17 protein-coding genes and 1 pseudogene are annotated in these 24920 nt (G+C 72.8%); 7 read left to right on the forward strand and 11 right to left on the reverse strand.

Annotated elements, in window-relative coordinates; genetic code table 11:
• Nucleotides 1-11: 11 nt before the first annotated feature.
• The 4 genes from glgB to RVR_RS25825 all read right to left on the reverse strand — a co-directional run bounded on the left by glgB (nucleotide 12) and on the right by RVR_RS25825 (nucleotide 7976).
• Nucleotides 12-2504 (reverse strand): 1,4-alpha-glucan branching enzyme, encoded by a 2493-nt coding sequence (gene glgB / locus RVR_RS37925; RefSeq protein ID WP_237404958.1) that lies wholly within the window; start codon nucleotides 2502-2504, stop codon nucleotides 12-14.
• A complete protein-coding gene (locus RVR_RS37930; protein ID WP_237404959.1) occupies nucleotides 2501-3982 on the reverse strand; it encodes a maltokinase N-terminal cap-like domain-containing protein in 1482 nt (493 codons plus the stop codon). Before RVR_RS37930 ends, glgB begins: the two co-directional genes overlap by 4 nt.
• 311 nt (nucleotides 3983-4293) lie before the next feature.
• Nucleotides 4294-5994, reverse strand: coding sequence for a maltose alpha-D-glucosyltransferase (gene treS, locus RVR_RS25820; RefSeq protein WP_202236308.1), 1701 nt, complete (start codon nucleotides 5992-5994; stop codon nucleotides 4294-4296).
• Complete coding sequence (locus tag RVR_RS25825) at nucleotides 5991-7976, reverse strand: alpha-1,4-glucan--maltose-1-phosphate maltosyltransferase (RefSeq protein WP_202236309.1); 1986 nt, start codon at nucleotides 7974-7976, stop codon at nucleotides 5991-5993. Before RVR_RS25825 ends, treS begins: the two co-directional genes overlap by 4 nt.
• Nucleotides 7977-8580: 604 nt before the next feature.
• Between RVR_RS25825 and glgP the strand changes: the two genes are divergently transcribed.
• Nucleotides 8581-11202, forward strand: a complete 2622-nt coding sequence (gene glgP / locus RVR_RS25830; protein WP_202236310.1) for an alpha-glucan family phosphorylase — start codon at nucleotides 8581-8583, stop codon at nucleotides 11200-11202.
• A gap of 118 nt (nucleotides 11203-11320) precedes the next feature.
• Here the strand turns inward: glgP and RVR_RS25835 are convergent, their stop codons facing one another.
• Both RVR_RS25835 and RVR_RS25840 read right to left on the reverse strand, forming a co-directional pair.
• The gene (locus tag RVR_RS25835; RefSeq protein ID WP_202236311.1) at nucleotides 11321-11536 is read right to left on the reverse strand and encodes a cold-shock protein; all 216 of its coding nucleotides are present in this window, start codon (nucleotides 11534-11536) and stop codon (nucleotides 11321-11323) included.
• A gap of 127 nt (nucleotides 11537-11663) precedes the next feature.
• Nucleotides 11664-13262 (reverse strand): annotated as a pseudogene (locus tag RVR_RS25840) (M4 family metallopeptidase); the annotation flags it as partial.
• 455 nt (nucleotides 13263-13717) lie between these two features.
• Between RVR_RS25840 and RVR_RS25845 the strand changes: the two are divergent.
• Together RVR_RS25845 and RVR_RS25850 are read left to right on the forward strand one after the other, a co-directional pair.
• Nucleotides 13718-15787, forward strand: coding sequence for an ABC transporter transmembrane domain-containing protein (locus RVR_RS25845; protein ID WP_272933110.1), 2070 nt, complete (start codon nucleotides 13718-13720; stop codon nucleotides 15785-15787).
• The gene (locus tag RVR_RS25850; RefSeq protein ID WP_202236312.1) at nucleotides 15784-17754 is read left to right on the forward strand and encodes an ABC transporter ATP-binding protein; all 1971 of its coding nucleotides are present in this window, start codon (nucleotides 15784-15786) and stop codon (nucleotides 17752-17754) included. The genes RVR_RS25845 and RVR_RS25850 overlap by 4 nt, the downstream gene beginning before the upstream one ends.
• A gap of 104 nt (nucleotides 17755-17858) precedes the next feature.
• Here RVR_RS25850 and RVR_RS25855 read toward each other — a convergent pair whose 3' ends face one another.
• Complete coding sequence (locus RVR_RS25855) at nucleotides 17859-18791, reverse strand: SDR family oxidoreductase (RefSeq protein WP_202236313.1); 933 nt, start codon at nucleotides 18789-18791, stop codon at nucleotides 17859-17861.
• A 136-nt stretch (nucleotides 18792-18927) separates the two neighbouring features.
• Here RVR_RS25855 and RVR_RS25860 point away from each other — a divergent pair, with 136 nt between their 5' ends.
• The gene (locus tag RVR_RS25860; protein ID WP_202236314.1) at nucleotides 18928-19611 is read left to right on the forward strand and encodes a TetR family transcriptional regulator; all 684 of its coding nucleotides are present in this window, start codon (nucleotides 18928-18930) and stop codon (nucleotides 19609-19611) included.
• Between the two features lie 150 nt (nucleotides 19612-19761).
• Here the strand turns inward: RVR_RS25860 and RVR_RS25865 are convergent, their stop codons facing one another.
• From RVR_RS25865 to RVR_RS38945, 3 genes are all read right to left on the reverse strand, one after another.
• On the reverse strand, nucleotides 19762-20040 hold the full coding sequence (locus tag RVR_RS25865; protein WP_202236315.1) for a helix-turn-helix domain-containing protein: 279 nt from the start codon (nucleotides 20038-20040) through the stop codon (nucleotides 19762-19764).
• Complete coding sequence (locus RVR_RS25870; RefSeq protein ID WP_202236316.1) at nucleotides 20037-20921, reverse strand: helix-turn-helix domain-containing protein; 885 nt, start codon at nucleotides 20919-20921, stop codon at nucleotides 20037-20039. The genes RVR_RS25865 and RVR_RS25870 overlap by 4 nt, the downstream gene beginning before the upstream one ends.
• 197 nt (nucleotides 20922-21118) lie before the next feature.
• Nucleotides 21119-21823 (reverse strand): ATP-binding protein, encoded by a 705-nt coding sequence (locus RVR_RS38945; RefSeq protein WP_346731476.1) that lies wholly within the window; start codon nucleotides 21821-21823, stop codon nucleotides 21119-21121.
• On the opposite strand from RVR_RS38945, the gene RVR_RS25880 reads away from it, so the two are divergent.
• From RVR_RS25880 to RVR_RS25890, 3 genes are all read left to right on the forward strand, one after another.
• Complete coding sequence (locus RVR_RS25880; protein ID WP_202236318.1) at nucleotides 21798-22487, forward strand: GntR family transcriptional regulator; 690 nt, start codon at nucleotides 21798-21800, stop codon at nucleotides 22485-22487. The genes RVR_RS38945 and RVR_RS25880 overlap by 26 nt on opposite strands.
• Nucleotides 22488-22505: 18 nt before the next feature.
• Complete coding sequence (locus RVR_RS25885; RefSeq protein ID WP_202236319.1) at nucleotides 22506-22922, forward strand: hypothetical protein; 417 nt, start codon at nucleotides 22506-22508, stop codon at nucleotides 22920-22922.
• A 136-nt stretch (nucleotides 22923-23058) separates the two neighbouring features.
• Nucleotides 23059-23514, forward strand: a complete 456-nt coding sequence (locus RVR_RS25890) for a GNAT family N-acetyltransferase (RefSeq protein ID WP_202239150.1) — start codon at nucleotides 23059-23061, stop codon at nucleotides 23512-23514.
• Nucleotides 23515-23580: 66 nt separating this feature from the next.
• Here RVR_RS25890 and RVR_RS25895 read toward each other — a convergent pair whose 3' ends face one another.
• Complete coding sequence (locus RVR_RS25895; RefSeq protein WP_430393177.1) at nucleotides 23581-24840, reverse strand: MFS transporter; 1260 nt, start codon at nucleotides 24838-24840, stop codon at nucleotides 23581-23583.
• Between the last annotated feature and the right edge of the window lie 80 nt (nucleotides 24841-24920).

The raw sequence follows: 24920 nt of genomic DNA on the forward strand, positions 1-24920 counted from the left end.
GGCGCGGCCGGTCAGCCGGCGGCCCGCCGCAGCCAGACCGTGGCCAGCGGCGGCACGGTGAAGGCGATGCTGTGCCGGCGGCCGTGCCAGGGCGTCGGCTCGCTCTTCAGCGGCCCCTCGACCCGGACGCCGCTGCCGCCGTAGCGGGACTCGTCGGTGTTGAGCGCCTGCGTCCAGACCCCCTCGGGGCAGCCGATGCGGTAGTCCTGGCGCACCACGGGGGAGAAGTTGCTGACGCACAGCAGCGGGTCGCCGGCCGTGTCGAAGCGCAGGAAGGACAGCGTGTTGTCCTCGGCCGCGCCGCCGTCGACCCACTCGAAGCCGCCCGGGTCGGTGTCGCGCTGCCACAGCGCGGGCGTCGCGGTGTAGACCGCGTTGAGGTCGCGCACGAGGTCGCGCACCCCGCGGTGGTCCCCGGCCGCGGGATAGGCGTCGTCCAGCAGCCACCAGTCCGGGCCGTTGTCGTGGGACCACTCCGCGCCCTGCGCGAACTCCTGCCCCATGAACAGGAGCTGCTTGCCGGGGTGGGCCCACATGTAGCCGAGGTACGCGCGGTGGTCGGCCCGCCGCTGCCACCAGTCGCCGGGCATCTTCTCCACCAGCGACCGCTTGCCGTGCACCACCTCGTCGTGCGAGATGGGCAGCACGTAGTTCTCGCTGTAGGCGTACACCATCGAGAACGTCATCTCGTTGTGGTGGTACCTGCGGTGCACCGGCTCGTGCGCCATGTACTGGAGGGTGTCGTGCATCCAGCCCATGTTCCACTTCAGGCCGAAGCCGAGGCCGCCGAAGCCGGTCGGGCCGACCTGGTGGGTGGCCCGGGTGACGCCGTCCCACGCGGTGGACTCCTCGGCGATGGTGACCACCCCGGGGCAGCGCCGGTAGACGGTGGCGTTCATTTCCTGGAGGAAGGCCACCGCGTCCAGGTTCTCCCGGCCGCCGTACGCGTTGGGCAGCCAGTCGCCGCCCTCCCGGGAGTAGTCGAGGTAGAGCATCGAGGCGACCGCGTCCACCCGCAGGCCGTCGATGTGGAACTCCTCGCACCAGTACACCGCGTTGGCCACCAGGAAGTTGCGGACCTCGGTACGGCCGAAGTCGAACTCCAGGGTGCCCCAGTCGGGATGCTCGGCGCGGCGCGGATCGGCCGGCTCGTACAGCGGCTCGCCGTCGAAGCGGGCCAGCGCCCACTCGTCCTTCGGGAAGTGCGCCGGCACCCAGTCCATGATCACGCCGATGCCGGCCCGGTGCAGCGCGTCCACCAGGTAGCGGAAGTCGTCCGGCGAACCGAGCCGCGAGGTCGGGGCGTAGTACGAGGTGACCTGGTAGCCCCACGAGCCGCCGAAGGGGTGCTCGGCGACCGGCATCAACTCCACGTGCGTGAAGCCGAGTTCCTGCACGTAGGCCGGCAGTTGCTCGGCCAGTTGCCGGTAGTCCAGGCCCGGCCGCCAGGACGCCAGGTGCACCTCGTACACCGACAGCGGGGCGCGGTGCACCGGGACGTCCGCGCGGTGCGCCATCCACTCCGCGTCCTGCCACGCGTACGCCGACTCCGTGACGATCGACGCGGTGGCCGGCGGGATCTCGGTGGCCCGGGCCATCGGGTCGGCCTTCATCCCGTGCGAGCCGTCGGGCCGGGTGATCTCGTACTTGTACGTGGCGCCCGCACCCACCCCTGGCACGAACAGCTCCCACACGCCCGTCGAGCCGAGCGAGCGCATCGGCAGCCCGGTGCCGTCCCAGAAGGTGAAGTCCGCGGCCAGCCGCACCCCGCGCGCGTTCGGCGCCCACACCGCGAAGCGGGTGCCGCTCACCCCGCCGTGCGTCATCGGCTGCGAGCCCAGCGCCTTCCACAACTGCTCGTGCCGCCCCTCGCCGATCAGGTGCAGGTCCAGCTCCCCGAGCGCCGGCAGGAACCGGTACGGGTCGTCGACCACCACCTCGCCGTCGTCGTACGCCACCGCCAGCCGGTACTGCGCGGGCACGGTCGGCCGCGGCAGCAGCGCGGAGAACAGGCCGTCGCCCTCGGGGACGAGTTCGGTCCGCTCGCCGTCCACCACGACCGCGGCGGCCCGGGCGGAGGGGCGCAGCGTACGGACCCGGACGCCTCCCGCCTCCGGGTGCGCGCCGAGCACGCCGTGCGGGTCGTGGTGGGCGCCGCTGAGCAGCCGCCACCGCGTGTCCGGGTCGAGCCCGCCCCCCTCGGGGGTGCCGGCGGAGGGCCGGGCCGCGGCTGCCTCCCGGCGCCCGTCCGCGTCCTCGGAGCCCCCGTCCGCGCGGGCGGCCGCCGCGGGGCCGCGGGCCGCCACCGGCCGCGAGGGGCGGTGCGGTTCGTCCGGGCCCAGCGGCCCGGCGGGGAGCTGGTCGCGCGGCTCCTCCTGCCCCTTCGGGGCGTTGCCCGAGGCGGCCGGATGCGGGGTGGTCGCGTCGTAGCCGCGGGCGGCGGCCTCCGGGAGGGCGCCGCCACCGGACGACGGCTGGCGCGGGGACTGTGCGGCGGGGGTCACGGCGAGCACTCCTCGGAGTCGGACGCGGACAGGGGGGACGAGGACGGCGACGCGGCCAGCCGGGCCAGCGCGGAGAGCGGGATGGGCAGCCACGCGGGTCGGTGCCGGGCCTCGTACCTGGCCTCGTAGACCGCCTTGTCGGTCTCGAAGGCACGTATCAGCACCGGATGTTCCCGCGGGTCGGTGCCGGCGACGTCGGCGTACCCGGAGCAGAAGGCGGCGCGGTGCCGGGCCGCCCAGGGGCCGTTGCCGCTGTGGTGGGCGGCGTAGTCGAAGGAGCGCAGCATGCCGGCGACGTCCTGGACCGGCGGCGCGGGGCGGCGGCGCTCGGCCAGCGGGCGGGCCGGCTCCCCCTCGAAGTCGATCAGCACCCACTCGCCGTCCGGCCCGCGCAGCGCCTGCCCCAGGTGCAGGTCGCCGTGGATGCGCTGGGCGACGACGGCGCCGCCCGCCGAACCGCCCGCGCCCAGCTTGGCGAGGTCGTCGTAGGCGGCGCGCAGCGCGCCGGTGTGGGGGCGGACCGCCGGCACCTCGGCCGCGGTCTCCTCCAGCCGGCGGGTCATCGCCGCGGCCATCCGCTCCAGCGCGCCGCCGTCGAGCCGGTGCACCGGCAGCGCGGAGGCGAGCGCCCGGTGCACCTCCGCGGTGGCCCGGCCCAGCGCGGCCGCCTCGGCGCGGAAGTCGCCGTCCTCGGCCACACGGGCCAGCGCGAGCGCCCACCCGTCGGACGAGCCGGGCAGGAAGCGCTGGAGCACCCCGAGGGTGGTCGGCTCCCGGCCCCCCGCGGACGCCTCGCCGCCGTCCGGGGCGTCCGCGTCGCCGTCGAGCGCCTCGAACCACGCCACCGGCTCCGCCACCCGCCGCGACCCGGCCCGGGCCAGCGCGAGCGACAGCTCCAGGTCCGGGTTGCTGCCGGGCGAGACCCGCCGGAAGAGCTTGAGGATGTAGCGGTCGCCGTACACCACGGAGGTGTTGGACTGCTCCGCGGTGGACACCCGCGGGGTCAGCCCGGGCGGGAAGTCGGCGGTGGGCTCGGTCGTGAAGCGCAGGGTGCCGCTGCGGCCGGGCAGCTTCAGCCGCTCCAGCAGGATCGCGGCCATCCGGGGGTCGTGCGGCGCGTCGTAGAGCGTCAACCCGTCGTACGGTCCGCCGACGGCCGGGCCGAGCGCGGCGCGCACCAGCGCGGACGGCAGCAGCGGATGCGCGCCGAGCAGGAGCTGGTAGCAGTCCGGCGGCCGGCCCGGCTGCTCGACGTCGACCAGGACGTGCAGCAGGCCGAGCGGGCCGAGTCGGCCACCCGGGGGAACGAGTTCGGTGGCGGCCGCCAGCCGGAACTCGCCGATCGGCAGGCCCTTGCCGGCGAACCAGCGCTGCCGCGGCAGCCATCGGCGCAGCAGGGGATCGAGGGAACGAAGCAGCCCCGGCACGAGATCGGGGCCGGTGGCGGCGGGGACACGGGTCCAGGAGCTGTCCGACATGACGTCCTTTCCCCGGGGAGTCGCGCACCTCGCCGCTGGGTTGGAGCGACGGATGCGCCAGCCTCCCGGATGACGGGTTCGGGCTGTCCGGCGACACGGGGGAGCCTGCCCCGGGCGGGTGACAGGAAACCGCCGTACGGGCTGCTGCGGGTTTGGGGCGACGGGCCCTGGCCCGATGCTCCCAAAGGTGCGGGGTCCCCGCACCTCCGGGCGCGGCGGGGCGGCCCCCCGGCGGGCCGGCACGACCGTCCGGGTGACGGAGCGTCACGCCGGGGGCCCGGTTCGGGCCCGGGCCGGGCCGGCCGTCGCCGTCAGGACGGGTCGCGGCGCAGCCGGAACCAGTAGAAGCCGTGCCCGGCCAGCGTGAGCAGGTAGGGAAGCTGGCCGATCGCCGGGAAGCGCACGCCGCCGATCAGCTCCACCGGATGGCGCCCGGCGAACGTCCGCAGGTCCAGCTCGGTGGGCTGGGCGAAGCGGGAGAAGTTGTTCACGCACAGCACCAGGTCGTCGCCGTCCTCCCGCAGGAAGGCGAGCACCGCGGGGTTGCTCGACGGCAGCTCGGTGAACGAGCCGACCCCGAACGCCCGGTTCTGCTTGCGGATCTCGATCATCCGCCGGGTCCAGTGCAGCAGCGAGCTGGGGGAACTCATCTGCGCCTCGACGTTGGTGACCTGGTAGCCGTAGACCGGGTCCATGATGGTCGGCAGGTAGAGGCGGCCGGGGTCGGAGGAGGAGAACCCGGCGTTGCGGTCCGGCGTCCACTGCATCGGGGTGCGCACGCCGTCGCGGTCCCCGAGCCAGATGTTGTCGCCCATGCCGATCTCGTCGCCGTAGTAGAGGATCGGCGAGCCGGGCAGGGACAGCAGCAGCGCGGTGAACAGCTCGATCTGGTTGCGGTCGTTGTCCAGCAGCGGGGCGAGCCGGCGCCGGATGCCGATGTTCGCGCGCATCCGCGGGTCCTTGGCGTACTCCGCGTACATGTAGTCGCGCTCTTCGTCGGTGACCATCTCGAGCGTCAGCTCGTCGTGGTTGCGCAGGAAGATGCCCCACTGGCAGTTCGCCGGGATCGCCGGCGTCTTGGCGAGGACCTCGGACACCGGGTAGCGCGACTCGCGCCGCACCGCCATGAAGATCCGGGGCATCACCGGGAAGTGGAACGCCATGTGGCACTCGTCGCCGCCGGCCGGGAAGTCGCCGAAGTAGTCGACCACGTCCTCCGGCCACTGGTTCGCCTCGGCGAGCAGCACGGTGTCCGGGTAGTGCGCGTCGATCTCGGCGCGCACCTTCTTCAGGAAGCCGTGGGTGCGCGGCAGGTTCTCGCAGTTCGTGCCCTCCTCCTGGTAGAGGTAGGGCACGGCGTCCAGCCGGAAGCCGTCGATGCCCAGGTCCAGCCAGAACTTCAGGGCGGCGAGGATCTCCTCCTGCACCGCCGGGTTCTCGTAGTTCAGGTCCGGCTGGTGGGAGAAGAAGCGGTGCCAGTAGTACTGCTTGCGCACCGGGTCGAAGGTCCAGTTCGACGTCTCGGTGTCCACGAAGATGATCCGGGCGTCGGAGAACTGCTTGTCGTCGTCCGCCCAGGTGTAGTAGTCGCCGTACGGCCCGTCCGGATCGCTGCGGGAGGCCTGGAACCACGGGTGCTGGTCGCTGGTGTGGTTCATGACGAAGTCGATGATGACGCGCATGCCGCGCTGGTGGGTGGCGTCCACGAACTCCACGAAGTCGGCGAGGTCGCCGAACTCCGGGAGCACCGCGGTGTAGTCCGACACGTCGTATCCGCCGTCCCGCAGCGGGGAGGCGAAGAACGGCGGCAGCCACAGGCAGTCCACGCCGAGCCATTGCAGGTAGTCGAGTTTGGCGGTGATCCCTTTCAGGTCGCCGACGCCGTCGCCGTTGCTGTCCTGGAACGAGCGGACGAGGACTTCGTAGAACACCGCCCGTTTGAACCATTCGGGATCACGGTCCTTGGCCGGTGTGTCCTCGAACGTGTCAGGAACGGGTTCGTTGACGATCAACTGAGTGACCCTCCGATCGATGGAGACGGTCGCAGCGACAGGACGTGCGCGGGCGCGCGGCCCGGCTCAAGGCGCACATAGTTGTCCCTGCCCCAGTGGTAGGTCTGTCCGGTCAGCTCGTCGCGTACCGGGAACGACTCGTGCCAGGAGAGCCCGAGCGCCGCCATGTTCAACGACACGGTCGCCTCCTGGGTGTGGAAGGGGTCCAGGTTCACGACCGTCAGGACGACGTCGTCGCCGTGCCGCTTCGAGTAGGCGATCAGGGCCCCGTTGTCCACCGGGTGGAAGGTGATGTCCCGTAGCTGCCGAAGCGCCGGGTGACGGCGGCGCAGCCGGTTGAGTGTGGTGAGCAGCGGTGCCAGCGAGCGCCCCTCGGCCTCGGCCCGGGCCCAGTCGCGCGGCCGCAGCTCGTACTTCTCGGAGTCGGCGTACTCCTCGCTGCCGGGGTGCGCCGGGGTGCCCTCGCACAGTTCGTACCCCGCGTAGACCCCCCAGCTCGGCGAGAGGGTGGCGGCGAGCACGGCGCGGGTCTCGAAGGCCGGGCGGCCGCCGTCCTGAAGGTAGGCGTGCAGGATGTCGGGGGTGTTCACGAACAGGTTCGGCCGCATGTGGGCGGCGCTGTCGGTGCTCAGCTCCCGCAGGTAGTCGGTGAGTTCGTCCCGGCTGTTGCGCCAGGTGAAATAGGTGTACGACTGCTGGAAGCCGATCTTGCCGAGGGTGGCCATCATCGCGGGGCGGGTGAACGCCTCGGCGAGGAAGATCACGTCGGGATCGGTCCGGTTGATGTCGGCGATCACCTTCTCCCAGAAGACCACCGGCTTGGTGTGCGGGTTGTCCACCCGGAAGATCCGCACCCCGTGCGCCATCCAGTGCCGCAGCACCCGCAGCGTCTCCCGCACGATGCCGGCGAAGTCCCGGTCGAAGGCGATCGGGTAGATGTCCTGGTACTTCTTGGGCGGGTTCTCGGCGTAGGCGATGCTGCCGTCGGCGCGGTGCGCGAACCACTCCGGGTGCTCGGTCACCCAGGGGTGGTCCGGCGAGCACTGGAGGGCGAAGTCGAGCGCGATCTCCAGCCGCAGGTCGCGGGCGCGCGCCACGAAGTGGTCGAAGTCGTCGAGGGTGCCCAGGTCCGGGTGGACCGCGTCGTGTCCGCCCTCGGGCGAGCCGATCGCCCACGGCGAGCCGACGTCGTCGGGCCCGGCCTCCAGGCTGTTGTTGCGGCCCTTGCGGAAGGCGGTGCCGATCGGGTGGATCGGTGGCAGGTACACCACGTCGAAGCCCATCGCGGCCACCGCCGGCAGCCGCTGTGCCGCGGTGCGGAAGGTGCCCGACCGCAGCCGCCCGTCCGGTCCGGCACTCGCCCCCTCCGAGCGCGGGAACAGCTCGTACCAGGAGCCGAACAGGGCGCGCTCGCGCTCGACGTGCAGTGGCATCGGGCGGGAGGCGCTGACCAGCTCGCGCAGCGGGAAGCGGTCCAGCGCCGCGACCACCTCGGGCGCGAGAGCCGCCGCGTGCCGGGCCGCGGGCGCCAGCGAGGCGTCGCGCAGCGCGTCCACCGCGGCGAGGACGGCGGGCCGGCCGTCGCCCTTGGGCACGCCCGCCGCGGCCCGCTCGTGCAGGTGCGCGCCCTCCGCGAGCACCAGTTCGGTGTCGATGCCGGCCGGGATCTTGATGCCCGCGACGTGCCGCCAGGTCGCCACCGGGTCCGACCACGCCTCGACCGTGTAGGTCCAGCGCCCTTCGGCCGTCGGGGTGACGTGCGCTCCCCACCGGTCGGTGCCCGGCGCCAGTTCCCGCATCGGCGTCCACGGACCGGACCGGCCCCCGCTGTCGCGCAGCACCACGTTCGCGGCCACCGCGTCGTGGCCCTCGCGGAAGACGGTGGCGGTCACCTGGAACCGCTCGCCGACCACCGCCTTGGCGGGCCTGCGGCCGCCGTCCACACTCGGTTCGACGTCGACGACGGGGATACGACCGATCATTTCCTCACCTGACAGCTCGGGACGGGACTGCTCGACTGGCGTGCGGGCGGCTTCGGTGCCGGCGGGTGTCCGGGGCTGCCCGGTGAGGGAGCCTCGCTACTTTCTAACTGTTCCCGGCCGGACCGGCTCGCCCGCGAGGTCACCCGGGAAGGGGTTCACCCGGCTGGCAGCCGGTGCGGCCGGTACATGTCGGAGCCTGCCCAGGCATCCCGGACCGAACGCACCACCTGACGCCGTTTCGGTAGCGCGGGGCGAGTGCGCGCGATCGCGAGGACCGGTCCGCGGGCCGGACGCGCCCCTTACCCGCGCTCGTCAGCGGGGGTTCGCGCCCCTGTTCGCGCCCCGTCGTGCGCCTGCGGACACGGAACGCCGCCGGAGGACCGCTCGCGAGCCGGTCGTGTCCCGGCCACCGGCGCTGCACCCCGAGGGCACCGCCGCACACCCCGGGCCGTCCGCGGGGCGGCGGCGACGGGACCGGGCGGCCGGGCGCGCCCGCGCCCGGCGCCGGGGCGCCTTCGCCTCCGTGAGCCTCCGTTCGGGCGTTTGGCCCCGCAGATCGTGGACAACCTGCCCGCCCCCCTACCCGCGGGGCTACGGTCGAAGGGTGAAGGCAATCCGTCGATTCACCGTGCGCACCGTCCTGCCGGAACCTCTGCGCCCGCTGGGGGAACTGGCATCGAACCTACGCTGGTCCTGGCACGAGGAGACCAGGGAGCTCTTCCGCAGCCTCGACCCGGCCGGCTGGCGGGCGGCCGAGGGCGACCCGGCCCGCCTGCTCGCGGCCGTGTCCGAACAGCGGCTGGCCGCGCTCGCCGGCGACCGCCGCTTCCTGCGCCGGCTGACCGCCGCCGCGGAGGACCTCGCCGACTACACCACCGCTCCACGCTGGTACCAGGAACAGACCGACCTGCCCGCCGCCGTCGCCTACTTCTCGCCCGAGTTCGGCATCACCTGGGCGCTGCCGCAGTACAGCGGCGGCCTGGGCATCCTCGCCGGCGACCACCTCAAGGCCGCCAGCGACCTGGGCGTACCGCTGATCGGGGTGGGCCTGCTCTACCGGCACGGCTACTTCCGGCAGAGCCTGGACCGCGACGGGTGGCAGCAGGAGCACTACCCGGTGCTCGACCGGGACTCGCTGCCGGTCCGCCCGCTGCGCGAGGCCGACGGGAGCGCGGCCCGCATCACCCTCGCCCTGCCCGGCGGCCGGACCCTGGCCGCCAGGATCTGGACCGTCCAGGTCGGCCGGGTGCCGCTGCTGCTGCTCGACTCCGACGTCGAGCCGAACCAGCCCGCCGAACGCGACGTCACCGACCGGCTCTACGGCGGCGGCAGCGAGCACCGGCTGCTCCAGGAGATGCTGCTGGGCATCGGCGGCGTCCGTGCCGTCCGCGCCTACTGCCGGATCACCGGCCACCCGGAGCCCGAGGTCTTCCACACCAACGAGGGCCACGCCGGCTTCCTCGGCCTGGAGCGGATCAGGGAGCTGTCCCGCGAGGGGCTCGACTTCGACGCGGCGCTGGAGTCGGTGCGGGCCGGCACCGTGTTCACCACCCACACCCCGGTCCCGGCCGGCATCGACCGGTTCACCCGCGACCTGGTCACCCGCCACCTCGGCGACGACGGCGAACTGCCCGGCGTGGACGTCGGCCGGATCCTCGAACTCGGCCGCGAGACCTACCCGGGCGGCGACCCGGACCTGTTCAACATGGCCGTGATGGGCCTGCGGCTGGCCCAGCGCGCCAACGGCGTCTCCACCCTGCACGGCGCGGTCAGCCGGGAGATGTTCGCCGGGCTGTGGCCCGGGTTCGACCCGGAGGACGTGCCGATCACCTCCGTCACCAACGGCGTGCACGCCCCCACCTGGGTGGCGCCGGAGGTGCTGCGGCTCGGCAGCCGCCAGGTCGGCGCCTCGCGCGCCGAGGACGCTCTCATGGCCGGCGGGACCGAACGCTGGGAGGCGGTCTCCGGCGTACCGGACGCCGCCGTGTGGGAGCTGCGCCGCAACCTGCGCGAACAACTCGTCGAGGACGTGCGGCAGCGGCTGCGCGCGTCCTGGCGGCAGCGCGGCGCCGACGACGCCGAACTGGGCTGGACCGACCACGTCCTGGACCCGGACGTGCTCACCGTCGGCTTCGCCCGCCGGGTGCCCTCCTACAAGCGGCTGACGTTGATGCTGCGCGACAAGGAGCGGCTGGCGGCGCTGCTGCTGCACCCGGAGCGGCCGATCCAGATCGTGGTGGCCGGCAAGGCCCACCCCGCCGACGAGGGCGGCAAGCGGCTGGTGCAGGAGCTGGTGCGGTTCACCGACGACCCCCGGGTCCGGCACCGCATCGTCTTCCTGCCCGACTACGACATGCGGATGGCCCGCACCCTCTACCCCGGCTGCGACGTCTGGCTCAACAACCCGCTGCGCCCGCTGGAGGCGTGCGGCACCTCCGGGATGAAGGCCGCGCTCAACGGCTGCCTCAACCTGTCCGTCCGCGACGGCTGGTGGGACGAGTGGTACGACGGTGAGAACGGCTGGGCGATCCCGACCGCCGACGGCGTCGCCGACGAGGACCGGCGCGACGCGCTGGAGGCCGCCGGGCTCTACGACCTGCTGGAGCGGCAGGTGGCCCCGCGCTTCTACGACCAGGGGCGCGGCGGCCTGCCGCAGCGCTGGATCGAGATGGTCCGGCACACCCTGACCACGCTGGGCCCGAAGGTGCTCGCCGGGCGGATGGTCCGCGACTACGTCGGGCAGCTCTACGCCCCGGCGGCCCGCTCGCACCGCGCGGTGCGGGGCGAGGCCGCCGTCGAGCTCGCCCGGTGGAAGCGGCGGGTCCGCCAGGAGTGGCCGCGGGTCGCGGTCGACCAGGTGGAGACCGTGTCCGTCGAGGGCTCGGTGGGCGACGCGGCGGAACTGGGCGCCACCCTCACGCTGCGGGTGCAGGTCGAGCTCGGCGGGCTCGACCCGTCGGACGTGGACGTCCAGTTGCTGTCCGGCCCGGTGGACACGGCCGACCGGCTCACCGCGCCCGTGGCGCAGTCGCTCAAGCCGGTGGCACGGGCCGACGTGGAGGGCCGCCACACCTTCGAGGGGCCGTTGACGCTGGACCGTACCGGCGCCTTCGGCTACACCGCGCGGGTGCTGCCGGCCCATCCGCTGCTGGCCGACCCGGCCGAGCTGGGCCTGGTCGCCGCCCCGCCGGAGGCCGAGGGCATGACGGCGGGGGTGCTGCGCTAAGGGGCGTCGGCGCCCCTCCGCCCGCCGCCCCCGAGCGAAGGGCTGGACGACGAGGCCCGCACCGGTTCCGGTGCGGGCCTCTGCGCTCAGCCACGGGGGTGAGTCCGGACGGCCGCCCTCAGACCGCGCCGTTGAGCATGCGGATGTTCTCCGCCTGCGGTCCCTTGTTTCCCTGGGTGACGTCGAACTCCACTTTCTGACCCTCCAGCAGCTCGCGGTAGCCGGTGGCCATGATGTTGGAGTAGTGGGCGAAGACGTCGGAGCCGCCGCCGTCCTGCTCGATGAAGCCGAAGCCCTTTTCCGAGTTGAACCACTTCACGGTTCCGGTTGCCATAATCCATCTCCTACGGGGTGGTGCGGGTTTCAACACCGCACTGTACGGAATCGGGCCCCATGGGACGATCACCCCACACCGGGGCAAACCGGCGAAAATCACTCCGGCCGGCCGCCGATCAGTCCACCCGGCTGCCGACGCCGATCGCCGCCCAGGTGTCGGCCACCGCGTTGTACGTGGCGCTGCCCTGGCCCCACAGGTCGGCCGCGGCCTGGAGGGACTGGGTGCGGGCCCTGGCGTAGTTCGTGGTCGAGGTGAAGTGCTCGGTCAGCGACGTGTACCAGAGCTTGAGCGCGTTGTCCCGGCCGATGCCCGGCACCGAGGCGCCGTCGTAGGTCGGGCTGTTGTAGGACACCCCGTTCACCACCTTGGCCCCGCTGCCCTCGGAGAGCAGGTAGAACAGGTGGTTGGCCGGGCCGGAGGAGTAGTGCACGTCCAGGCCGCCCAGGCTGGAGGACCAGTAGTCCTTCGAGGCGCCGTCCTTGCTGGGCTTGTCCATGTAGCGCAGCGGCGTGCCGTTCCCGTTGATGTTGATCTTCTCGCCGATGAGGTAGTCGCCCGGGTCGGCGGTGTTGCCGGCGTAGAACTCCACGCCGGTGCCGAAGATGTCGGAGGTCGCCTCGTTGAGGCCGCCGGACTCGCCGGAGTAGTTCAGGCCGGCGGTGGCCGCGGTCACGCCGTGGCTCATCTCGTGGCCGGCCACGTCGAGCGCGGTCAGCGGGTGCGCGTTGCTCGCGCCGTCGCCGTAGGTCATGCAGAAGCAGGAGTCCGACCAGAAGGCGTTGACGTAGTTGTTGCCGTAGTGGGTGGTGGAGTACGCCGCGCGGCCGTCGTCGGCGATGCCGTTGCGGCCGAAGGTGTTCCGGTAGAAGTCCCAGGTCTCCTGGGCGCCGTACGCCGCGTCCACGCCCGCGGTCTGCGCGGTGGTGGCCTTGCCGTCGCCCCACACGTCGTCGGTGTCCGTGTAGAGGGTGCCCTTGCCGGAGGTGGAGTGGTTGAGGTTGTACGTGCTGTGGCCGCCGCGGCTCGCGTCGGTCAGCTGGTAGGTCGAGCCGGACTTGGTGGTGGTGATGCTCACCTGCCCGCTGTACTCGCTGTTGCCGACGCTGTTCTCGATCGCCTGGTACTGGTAGATCTTCGCGCCGGTGGTGGCGTCGGTGACCACGTGCAGCTCGTTCGGGGTGCCGTCGTCCTGGAGGCCGCCGACCACCGACTCCCAGGCGAGCACCGGGGTGCCGCCGGCCGCCCACACCACCTTGCGGGGCGAGGCCGTCGCGGTGGGGGAGACCGCGCCCGCGGCCCTCGCCGCGCCCAGCGCGGTGGACCGGGCGGAGGCGGCGCTGCGGGCGGCCGTCTCGGTGGGCACGCTGATCGTCGCGTCGGTGGCCCGGTCGACGCCGGTGGTGCGGCCGGAGGCGTCCTGCGCCACCACGAGGTCGCCGCCGAGCACCGGCAGGCCGTCGTAGGTGCGCTCGTAGCGGGTGTGGAGGCCGCCGTTCGCGTCCTTGACGACGTCGCGGACGAGCAGGCGCTCCTTCACGCCCAGGTGCAGGGACTGGGCGGTGGCGGTGCTCGCGTTCTGGGCCGAGGTGAGCAGGGAGCCGCGCTCGGCGGGCGACAGGGCCGCGGGCAGGGCGCCCGCCTGCGGCTGCGCGTGGCTGCCCGTGGCGGCCGGGTCGGGGGCGGCCGCCGCCGCGGCGTTCCCGGGCAGGGCCACCGCGAGCATCGCGGCGCCGGCGAGCAGGGCGCCGGCCGCGGTGCGCGCCGGGTGGGACGGGCGTGGGGCGCCCGACGGGCTGGACGTACGGAGGGTGTGTCGCACTCGTCACTCCTTCTGCGTCGGCCGCGGGATGGCGGCCGGGACAGTCCGGGCGGCAGGGGAGGGCGGGCCGCCGGATGGTGGGGGTGGAGAAGAGGACCGTGTGGCATGGATCATGCTGTGAGGCTGCTGTGGTTTTTCTGTGGAACGCGCCACAGGGTGACATTCTTTACTTGGTCATGTCATTGCCATGGGGATGACTTGGCCGAAAGTCGTTCGTTCGCCGGGCCGTTGGGTCCGCATACCGGGCAGACGGGTGACCACTCGGCGCCCGGTCGGACGATCGACCGGACCGGGGGCGGACGGGGCCGCGGCGCGAAAACCGGATGAGGGCTGTCACACGGTGGGCCTAGTGTCGACAAGTGACCTCTCCCACCAGCGATACGGCCGCGCCGGAAAACCGCCACCGATCCACCGTCCGCTCCCTGGTCCGCCTGTGGCCGTACGTCAGACCGGTGCGGGTGAGACTGGCGCTGTCGGCGGTCGTGGCGGTGGTGGCGTCCTGCATGGCGCTGTTCATCCCGCTGGTGCTCAAGTGGATGGTCGACGGCCCCGTCCAGGACCGCGATCCGGGCGGCGTGTGGCTCGGCGGCGGCGCCGTCCTGCTGCTCGGGCTGCTGGAGGCGGGGCTGTTCGGCGTCCGGCGGTGGCTGGTGGCCCGCCCGCTCGCCGGGGTCGAGGCGGCCATGCGCAAGGACCTCTACGAGCACTTGCAGCGCCTGCCCGTGGATTTCCACGACCGGTGGGCCTCGGGCCAACTGCTGTCCCGGGCCACCATGGACCTGCAGATCCTGCGGATGTTCCTGGCCTTCCCGCTGGTGTTCCTGGTCGTCAACGGGGCCACCGTCCTCATCGGGTTCGCGATCCTCTTCGGCCAGTCGTGGCTGCTGGGCCTGCTGCTGCTCGCGCCGGCCGTACCGCTGATGATCCTGTGTTCCTACTTCGAGACCCACTACGCGCTCGCGGCGCGCCGTGCCCAGGACCAGGCGGGTGACCTCGCCACGCTGGTCGAGGAGTCGGTGCTCGGCATCCGCATCATCAAGGCGTTCGGCCGGCACCGCAGCCAGGCCGCCGCCTTCCGCCGGCAGACCCGCGAGCTGTGGGACACCGAGCTCGCCAAGGCGCGGCTGCTCTCCGACATCTGGGCGGTCATCATGACGCTCCCGGAGATCGCCCTCGGCGCCGCCCTCGTGGTCGGATCGCTGCGGGTCGCCGACGACCGGCTGTCGGCCGGCACCCTCGTGGCGTTCCTGTCCACCGCGCTCACGCTGCGCTGGCCGGTCGAGTCGATCGGCTTCCTGCTCGCGATGAGCAACGAGTCCGCCACCGCCGCCGACCGCTACTTCGAGGTCCGCGACACCCCGCCGGTCGCCGACGCCACCGGCACCGGCGCGGACGCGCGGGCCGACGGCATCCGGCTCGAAGGCGTCCGGTTCCGCTATCCCGACGCGCCGCCGGACACCCCCGAACTGCTGCGCGGGATCGACCTGCACATCCGCCCCGGGGAGACCATGGCCCTGGTCGGCGCCACCGGCTGCGGCAAGACCACCCTCACCACGCTGCTGCCCCGCCTGCACCGCGCCACGGCCGGCCGGATCACCCTGGACGGCGTCGACACCGCGGGACTGTCCGCCGGCCGGCTGCGCGAACTCGTCGCCGTCGCCTTCGAGGAGCCGACGCTCTTCTCCGCCACCGTCCGGGAGAACGTGGCGATGGGCGCGGGACCCGACGGCGCCGGCGAACCGGAGGTGCGGCGCGCGCTGGACGTCGCGCAGTGCGACTTCGTCGACGCCCTGCCGCAGGGCCTGGACACCCAGGTCGGCGAGCAGGGGCTGAGCCTGTCCGGCGGACAGCGGCAACGGCTCGCGCTGGCGCGGGCGGTGGTCGGCCGCCCGCAGTTCCTCGTGCTGGACGACCCGCTGTCGGCCCTCGACGTGCACACCGAGGCGCTGGTCGAGGCCGCGCTGCGCGACGTGCTGCGGGAGACCACCGCCCTGGTCGTCGCGCACCGGCCCTCGACGGTGATGCTCGCCGACCGGGTGGCGCTGCTCGCCGACGGCCGGATCGCGGCGGTCGGCACCCACGCGGAACTGCTGCGCGACAGCGCCGAGTACCGCTACCTGATGTCGGGCGCCGCCCCGGAGACGGCAGCCGGGGCCCGATCCGCCGCCGAGCCCGGCGCCGTCCCCGAACACGGCTCCGCCCCCGAGCCCGACCGCATCCCCGAACCCGACCGGGTCCCCGGGTCCGGCTCCGCGCCGGAGGACGGGGCCGCGTCGGAAGGGGGGCCGGCACCGGGGCCCGAGACGGCCACGGAAACCGGCGCCGTACCGGAACGGGACGACGCGCCCCCGGCCGGCGCCGTGCCGGACGGCGGTGCGGCGCAGCAGCACGACGGACTCGCCGCGCTCGAAGGGAGCGACGCCCGATGACCTCCTCGGCCACCACGACGACCGGGTCCACGCCCGACGCCCCCGGCCCGCAGGGCACGCGCGGCGCCGACGGCCCGCCGGCCGCCCCGACGGGCACCGGGACCGGCACCGTCTCCGCGCCCGCCGGCGTCCCCGCGGAAGGAGCCGACCCCGCCCGAGGCAGCGGCGGCGGCACCGACCCGTTCGACCGGGACGTCCTGCCCGCGCCCCGCAACGCCCAGCTCCAACTGCTGCGTTCCCTGCTGCGCCCGCACTCCCGCCGGGTCTGGGCCGCGGCGGTCTACCTGCTGGTCCAGCAGGCCGCCGTCCAGGTCGGACCGCTGCTGGTCGCCTACGCCATCGACCACGCCATCCCCGCGATCCGCGACGGCCGGCACGGCGCGCTGGTCGCGGTCGCCTGCGGCTACATCGGCTGCGGTGTGCTGGCCGGCATGCTGCAACGGGTGTTCATCAGGGTCGCCGCCCGGGTCAGCCAGGACGTCCTGGTCGACCTGCGCGGCCGGATCTTCCGGCACGCCCAGACCCTCAGCCTCGACTTCCACGAGCGCTACACCTCGGGGCGGCTGATCGCCCGCGCCACCTCCGACGTCGAGTCGATCCGCGAACTGCTCAACGACGGCCTCGACGAGCTGATCGAGGTGGTGCTCTCCGCGGTCTACATCACCGCGCTGCTGCTCGTCCTGGACTGGAAGCTCGGCCTGCTGACCCTGGTGTCGTACGTCCCGCTGTACGTGGCCATCCGCAGCTACCAGGCGCGCGCCGTGGAGGCGTACCGGCGGCGGTCCACCGCGATCGCCGCGGTCATCGTGAAGTTCACCGAGACGATGAACGGCATCCGCCCGGTCAAGGCGTTCCGCCGGGAGCGGCCCAACGACGAGGCGTTCGCCGAGCTGAACGCGCGGCACTACCAGGCCAACGGCGACGCGATCCTGGAGATGGCCCGGTACGTCGTCTGGTCCCGGCTGGTCGCCAACATCACGATCGCCGGGATCGTGCTGTGGGGCGCCTACCGGGTGGCCGGCGGCGGCATGGCCCTGGGTGTGCTCGCCGCGTTCGTGCTCTACCTGCGGCGGCTGTACGACCCGATCGACCGGCTCGGGATGTTCCTCAACTCCTACCAGTCCGCGGCCGCCTCGCTGGAGAAGATCGCCGGGCTGCTCGCCCAGGCGCCGACGGTGCCCGAGCCGGAGCGCCCGGTGCCGCTGCCGGCCCGCGGCGAGGGCGCGCTGCCCGGCCGGGAGGTCGTCTTCGACGGCGTGCGGTTCGCCTACCGCACCGGCGGCGAGGTGCTGCCCGCCTTCGACCTGCGCATCCCCGCCGGGCAGACCGTGGCCGTGGTCGGCGCGACCGGCGCCGGCAAGTCCACGCTCGCCAAGCTGCTGGCCCGCTTCTACGACCCGACCGACGGCCGGGTGCTGCTCGACGGCATCCCCCTGAGCGACCTCGGCCGGGAGGACCTGCACCGCGGCGTCATCATGGTCACCCAGGAGGCGTTCCTCTTCTCCGGCACCGTGGCGGAGAACATCACCATCGGGCGGCCGGACGCCACCCGCGCGGAGGTCGAGGCCGCGGCGAAGGCGATCGGCGCGCACGACTTCATCGCGGCCCTGCCCGACGGGTACGACACGGACGTCCGCAAGCGCGGCGGCCGCATCTCCGCCGGGCAGCGCCAACTCGTCGCCTTCGCCCGGGCGCTGCTCGCCGACCCGGCGGTCCTCATCCTGGACGAGGCGACCTCGTCGCTCGACGTGCCCGGCGAGCAGGCGGTGCAGCACGCGATGGACACGGTGCTGCGGGGCCGTACCGCGGTGATCATCGCGCACCGCCTGTCCACCGTGGAGATCGCCGACCGGGTGCTGGTGATGCGGGCCGGCCGGGTCGTCGAGGACGGCGCCCCGGCCGAACTCATCGCCGGCGACGGCCACTTCGCCGGACTCCACCAGGCGTGGGAGGACAGTCTGGTGTGACCCGGCCCCCGGGCCCGGGGAAGGCCGTCCGGAACGGCCCACCCGGGACCGCGTCAGGCGGTCGGATACGGGTCCGGACCGCGTCCGGGCCGCGTCCGGACGGGTCAGGCGGTCGGACCGGTGAAGTAGTGGCCCTTGTCGAGGTCCTCGAGCAGGCCGGGGCCGGTCGGCTGCCAGCCCAGCAGTTCGCGGGTGCGGGTGCTGGACGCGGGGCTGTCCAGGCCGATGAAGCCGGCCATCCAGGTGAAGTGGGCGGGCGCGTCCTCGGCCGTGACCGAGGCCACGGGCAGGTCGAGGTGGCGCCCGATCACCTCGGCGACGTCGCGGATCGGCACGCCCTCGTCCGCCACCGCGTGCAGCACCGAACCGGCGGGGGCGTCCTCCAGCGCCAGCCGGAAGAGGGTCGCGGCGTCGGAGCGGTGCACGGCCGGCCAGCGGTTGGCGCCGTCGCCGACGTAGCCGGCGACGCCCTTGTCGCGAGCGGTGGCGATGATCATCGGCACGAAGCCCTGGTCGCCGTCGCCGTGCACGGTCGGGCAGAGGCGGACGACGGAGGAGCGGACCCCGCGGTCGGCGAGGGCGAGGGTGGCGAGGGCGTTGTCCATCCGCTTCGCCGGGCCGGTCGGGTGGCCGTCGGCCGGGCCCGCGGTGCGGCCGTCCTCCTCGGTCAGCACCCGGCCGGGGGTCAGCCCGAGCACGCCGGCGGCGATGACCAGCGGCTTGTCCGTGCCGGCGAGCGCGTCGCCGAAGGTGTCGATGGCGAGGCGGTCGGCGTCGGCGGCGGCCTCGAAGCCGCCGCTGAAGGCGATGTCGTGCTTGAACGCCAGGTGGATCACGCCGTCGGACTCGGCAGCCGCGGCGCGCAGCGTGTCGAGGTCGTCGAGCGTGCCGCGGCGCACCTCCGCGCCGGCTTGGGTGAGGGCCTCGGCCGAGGCGTCGGAACGGGCCAGCCCGATGACCTGGTGGCCGGCACCGAGGAGCTCCGGGACGACGGCCGAGCCGATCCAGCCGGAAGCGCCGGTGATGAACACGCGCATGAGGGAGACCTCCTGGTAGGCGGGCGCGCCGGACGGGCCCGGGGGGTCGGGCGGGCCGGGTGACCGCGTTGATGTCAGTTACTGTTATCAACCGTAGCACCTGATGTCAGTGACTGCTGTCGCGTAGGATCGGGGCATGGGGAGATGGGAGCCGAACGCGCGGGAGCGGCTCGAACGGGCCGCGATGGAGCTCTTCCGGGAGCGCGGGTTCGAGCAGACCACCGCTGCGCAGATCGCCGGCCGCGCGGGGCTGACCGAGCGCACCTTCTTCCGGCACTACGCCGACAAGCGGGAGGTGCTGTTCGCGGGGGCGGCGGCGCTCGAAGCGCTCTTCGTGGACACGCTCGCCGCCGTGCCCGAGTCGGCCGCGCCGATCGACGCGGTGGAGGCGACGCTCGCGGCGGTGGCGGAGGAGGCGTTCGCCGGGCGGCGGGAGTTCGCGCGGCGGCGGCAGGCGGTCATCGTGGCGAACGCGGAGCTGCGGGAGCGGGAGCTGATCAAGCTGGCGGTGATATCGGGGCGGCTGGCGGGGGAGCTCCGGCGGCGCGGGGTGGAGGAGCCGGAGGCGAGCCTCGCCGCGGAGGCGGGGATGGCGGTGTTCAAGGTGGGGTTCGAGCGGTGGGTGGCGGAGGACCCTGAGGCCGGCGCCGGGGAAGACGGCGCGGGGGAGGCCGGTGCGGTGGACAGTGGTGCGGTGGACAGTGGTGCGGCGGAGCGCGGTGAACCCGCGCTGGGAGCGTTCCTGGCCGAGGCGATGGGAGAGCTGAAGGCGATGGCGGGACCCCGCCACGGGGCCGGGGCCGGAGCAGGCGCGCCCTGACCCTTTGGGCCGATGGGTGCTGCTCGCTCCGGGACCACCGGTCGGCGAGGGGTTGCCCGCGCGGTCTCCCGGCGGCCGTCCGGCGCGGGCGAGACGCCCACCGAACGCGGATGCGCCCCGCCGGAAGCTGCCGGACGGGGCGATCGACACTCAACCGTGCGCTACCGCGTTCCAGCGCTTCCTTTCCAACGCGACGAGCGGACAGTTGAGGGCTCCAGCGATCTTGGCCAGGTTGCTGGGAGTGGCACTGCGCCAGCCGGACTCGATCTCGCCCATTAACTGTTCGGATATCCCTACGTCGGCGGCCAGTTCCCGCTTCGTCAGCCCCACCTTCTCCCGCGCCCAGGTGACGGCTTCGGGTTCCTGGTTGAGTCGCTTCGGTCGTCGCCGTGTTTGCCGAAGCCCGCCGGGCCGTGCACCCGTGCTCATGACGTGATGCCGTCCGACGGTTCGGCCGTGGCGTGTTCGTCGAGCAGGGTGCGCAGGAAGGTCAGCGACTGCGCGGACGCCAACGCGGTGTCGCGCAGCATGTCGTACGCCAGCCGCAGGGGTTCGACTTCCTCCGGTTCCTCGACGTAGTGGCCGCTCCAACTGCTCTGTGAGTAGGCGACGGTGCGGCCGTGGGAGAAGTAGATCAGTTCCAGGGAGCCGGGGAGGTGGTGCGGTCCGGCGGTGAACGGCACGACGTGCAGGGACACGTCCGGCCACTGTGCGACCTCGATCAGATGCTCCAGTTGCCCGGTCCACGTCTGCGGATCGCGTGCCTTGCGCCTGAGGACAGCCTCGTCGATGAGGGCGCGGTAGTGGACGGGGTCGGGGTCGGTGAGCCGTTCCTGTCGGGCGAGCCGTGCGTCGACCCGTGCGTCGACCTGCTCGGCGGTTCCGCCACGTGCGGCGCGCACCTGTTCCTCGGCGTAGGCGCGGGTCTGGAGCAGTTCCGGGACGGCACCGGGCGCGTATTCCTGGATGCCGGCAGCGACAGCCTCCAGCGGTGCGAGTCCGAGGAAAGGGCGTTCCTTCGTCTCCCGTTTGGCCAGGTGCCACAGGCGTACGAGCAGGTCCCCGGTGCCGTACACCTTGTCCAGCGCGCTGGCGGCCTCTACGGTGCCGAGGCGCTGGCCGCGCTCCAAGCGGTGCAGGTAGGACTGCTCGTAGAGGCACAACTCCGCGAGTTGCACCAGGCTCAACCCGGACTGCTGCCGTCGGTAGGCCAGTTCGCTCGCATACCACTCCCGAGCCGACAGGCAGGTCAGGTCCGCGGGTTTCCTCCTCGTGCCTTCTCCGTCAGTTCCGTTGCCGCTGGCTGCCATCCGGACATCCTTTCCACGTGCGCTTTTCGTGAGGGCGGTGGGTTTGTTCGGTCCCGTACTCGCGTGATTCCGCGGAGCGGGCTGTCATCAAGTACCGATCACGCACAGGTCCCCTTGCCGGACCTGGACCGAAGTCGCCGGTGGCGCCGGGGGACGCCTGGGCGGTGTTCGCCGACGGGCCCAGAACTTCTCCCTGATCACCGCGGCGCCTCGCATGTGAGCTCGCCCCATACGCGTTTGCCTGAGGACATGCGGTCGATGCCCCAGCAGTCGGTCAGGCTGCTGACGAGGGCCAGTCCGCGTCCGCGCTCGTCGTCGAGGCCGGGCCTGCGAGGCCGGGGCCGCACCTGCGACCGGTCCACCACGCTGATCCGTACGGTGCCGGGTGCCGGACACGTGACCATGACACGGATCGGGCGCCCCTCGGTGTGCTGGGCGGCGTTCGCCACCAACTCGGTGACCACCAAGGCACCGTCGTCCGCGAGGGAATCCATCCCCCAGGCACATACGGCGGTGCGTACGAGCCGGCGGGCGACCTCCGCGCTCGCGGCGGTGCACGGAAGAGTTTCGGAGTACCCGGGGTGTCCTCGGGGATGCGCACCGGTGTTCACAGTCGTCGGCCGGTCGTCGTGCTGTTCGACCGAGCGCGCCGGACGTCTGCTCCGGGCGTCAGCGGTGTGAGGCATGAAGACCCCTTCCTTCCCACTCTCTGCGGCCCTGGGTGCAGCCCCGGGCCGTTTTCGGCATGGCGATGCCCGAGACACGACATGCAGAGGCTGGATACTTCCTACAGGAAGTTCTTCCTGTAGGAAGCTAGGAGGTGGATCGTGTAACGTCAACCGCATCCGATAGGAAGCCAGGGAGAAGGGAGGCGACATGAGCACCGGAAGCGTGGCCAACATGGTCGATGACCTGCGCCGGCAGATCGACGCCGGCGATTTGGGCGCCGACGAGAGAATTCCGTCCACACGGGTCCTGATGGAGACCTACGCGCTCTCCGACAACGCCGTGTACCGCGGCATAGCCCTGCTCAAAGCTGAGAGCTACGTCTACAGCAGACAGGGGAAGGGCGTGTTCGTGCGCGATCGTCGCGCCCTGATCGCGGGTGCCCGCAGGATTCAGGGCATCACGCAGGCCGGTGAGCACATCGAGTGGCGCCACAGCATCCGCACTGATGCGCCGTCGTGGGTCGCCGAGCATCTGGGTGTGGGCGAGTGCGTCGAGCGGGCCCGGACCGTACGGCGAGGTGATCTCGTCCTTCAGGCGTCCCGTTCCTGGGTCCACCTCGACGTGACCACCGACGTCCCGGAGTTGGACGAGCCACGGCCCTGCGATCCCACATGGCAGGCCGTCTACACCGAGCGTTCCGGGAACCCGGTGCAGGCTGCTTCCAAGGTCGTGGACGCCCGCCTTGCAAGCGCTGAGGACTGCGAAGCACTCGGGCTCGCCCCCGACACGTACGCAGTCATGATCATGCGGAGTGTCTACGTCACAGGCGACCGGGTGATCGGTGTCGGCGAGACCGTCTACGCACCCGGCCACCCCGTGGATCTGAAGGTTTCCTGACCTGGTATCGGAGTGCCCATGAATCGCACTGCCACCCAACACGCGTCCATCGCCGCTGAGTCCGTCAACGGTCTCAACCTCCGCGTGCTCGCGAACCTCGCACGCAGCGAAGGTGCCGACCTTGCCCGGATCAAGGACGTCTACGAGATCGCCGCCAGCTTGAAGGTGCTGGCCCAGCGGCTCACCCTCGCAGCAGACCAGATGGGACGGCTGGTCGGTGAGTGGCAGGACGAGGGTCGCCTTCGCACCGCGTCGGCGCTCGATTCCGGTGCCCTGGTCGAGGACTTCGGATCGGCCATGGATGACGCGCAAAAGTCCGCGCTTGCTCTCTACGCCGCCTTCCACCACGCCACGGAAAGCCTCGCCCCGATCGGCTGGCAGGAACCGGAAGCAGCCGAGGCCGAGAACCTGGAAGTTCCCTGTCCGGAGGCATAGCCGCGGGCCGCCGAAGCGCCCTCGTCGGGGTGCGACCCATGCGGAAGTCCTGGTGCCTGACCGACGAACCACGGACGTGTCTGCCGGCTCGGTGTACGACGCCTCCGTAGCTATGGGCGACGAAGGAGTGGGTGGGATGGAGATCGTGGTGGACGACCTCTCCGGTCGGCGGATCGCCGCGTTCCTGGAGGAACATGTCCGGGAGATGCGCTCCCTCACGCCGCCGGAGAGCAAGCACGCCCTCGACCTCGACGGGCTCCGCGTCCCCGAGGTCACCTTCTGGTCGGTGCTGGACGGCGACGCGGTGGTGGGGTGCGGTGCGCTCAGGGAACTGGACGCGGGGCACGCGGAACTGAAGTCGATGCGCACCTCCTCGGCGCGCCAGCGCAGCGGGATCGCGTCACGCCTGCTGGAGCACATCCTCACCGAGGCCGGGCGCGCGGGTGTCGCGCGGATCAGCCTGGAGACCGGCTCCGCCGAGTTCTTCCGGCCGGCCAGGATGCTCTACCGGAAGTTCGGCTTCGACTCCTGCGAGCCCTTCGGGGACTACCGGCCCGATCCGCACAGCGTGTTCATGACGCGGACGCTCTGAGCCGAACGCCGCCCCCACCCCTGGCGCGGGGCACCCCCCGCTCCGGGGACGGGCCCCGGACCGGGGTCACCTGCGGCGGAGGGTGCGGACGGAGGGGATCGCGAGGAGGGTCGCGGCGACCAGGAGCGGGACGGCGCCGCCGACCAGCAGGACGTGGCGGGCGCCGAACGCCGTCGACGCCGGCCCCGCCAGCGCCTGGCCGACCGGGACCATCGCGATGGATCCGGCCACCTCGTAGGCGTGGATGCGGTTGAGGACGTCCCCGGGCACCTGCGTCTGCACGCTCGTCGCCCAGTTGACGCCCCAGTACGCCGAACAGGCGCCCGCCGCCAGCACGCAGCAGGCGATCGCCCAGACCGGCAGGCCCAGCCCGACGGACGTCGGCATCAGCATGGTGCCGAAGAGGGCCAGCGAACCGGCCCGCAGCGGCCGGGCGGCCCGCAGCCGCATCGCGCACAGCGCGCCGAGCGCGGTGCCGCCACCGAGCGCGGAGTTGACCAGGCCGTACGCGCCGGCGCCGTGGGCCGGGATGATCTGGGCGGCGGCCAGCGGCGTGTACGGGCCGGTGGTGCACACCATGTAGAGCATCCACACGAGGATCACCGACCACATCCAGGTGCGCGAGCGGAACTCCCGCCAGCCCTCGACGAGATCGGCGCGGAACGTCGAGACGGCCGCGGCCGTCCGCGGTGGCAGCGGCGGCAGCCGCAGCGAGAGCAGGCACAGCGCGCTGGCGAGGTAGGTGGAGGCGTGGGCGGCGAAGACCACGCCGGTGGAGGTGAAGCCGACGAGCACGCCGGCGAGCGCCGGTCCGACCAGCGCGGCGACCGACTCGGCGGTGCGGGTGGCCCCGTTGGCGCCCTGGACGTCGGACGCGACCCGCACGATCGTGCTGGCGACGCCGGGCTGGAACATCGCCGCACAGGTGCCGTTGACCACCGCGATCACGGCCATCTCCCACAGCCGCACCTGGTGGGTGGCGAACAGCACGGCCGCGGTGGACTGCGAGCAGACCCGCACCAGGTCCGCGCCGATCATCATCGCGCGGGCGTCGAACCGGTCGGCCAACACCCCGCCGAAGACCACGAACCCGGCGAAGCAGGCCGTGGACGCGGCCATCACCAGGCCGATGTCGCCGGCCGAGTACCCGTACCCCAGCAGGCCCGCCGACAGCGCGACCGGCAGCATGGTGTCGCCGAGCATCGCCACGGTGCGGGCGGTGAAGAAGAACCGGAAGTTCGCGGACCACAGCGCGCCGGCCGGCGGGCGCGCCGGGAGCCCCGAAACGGCGGCGGCGGTTTCGGGGCCGGAATGCGGAGAGCTCACCCGGCCAATATGGACTGGACCACAGGGAAACTTCCACAGGGTTCTGACCTGCGAGATGGCCGGACCGCCGAGGGCGTCGG

The sequence above is a fragment of the Streptomyces sp. SN-593 genome (genome assembly GCF_016756395.1).
Lineage (GTDB): Bacteria > Actinomycetota > Actinomycetes > Streptomycetales > Streptomycetaceae > Actinacidiphila > Actinacidiphila reveromycinica.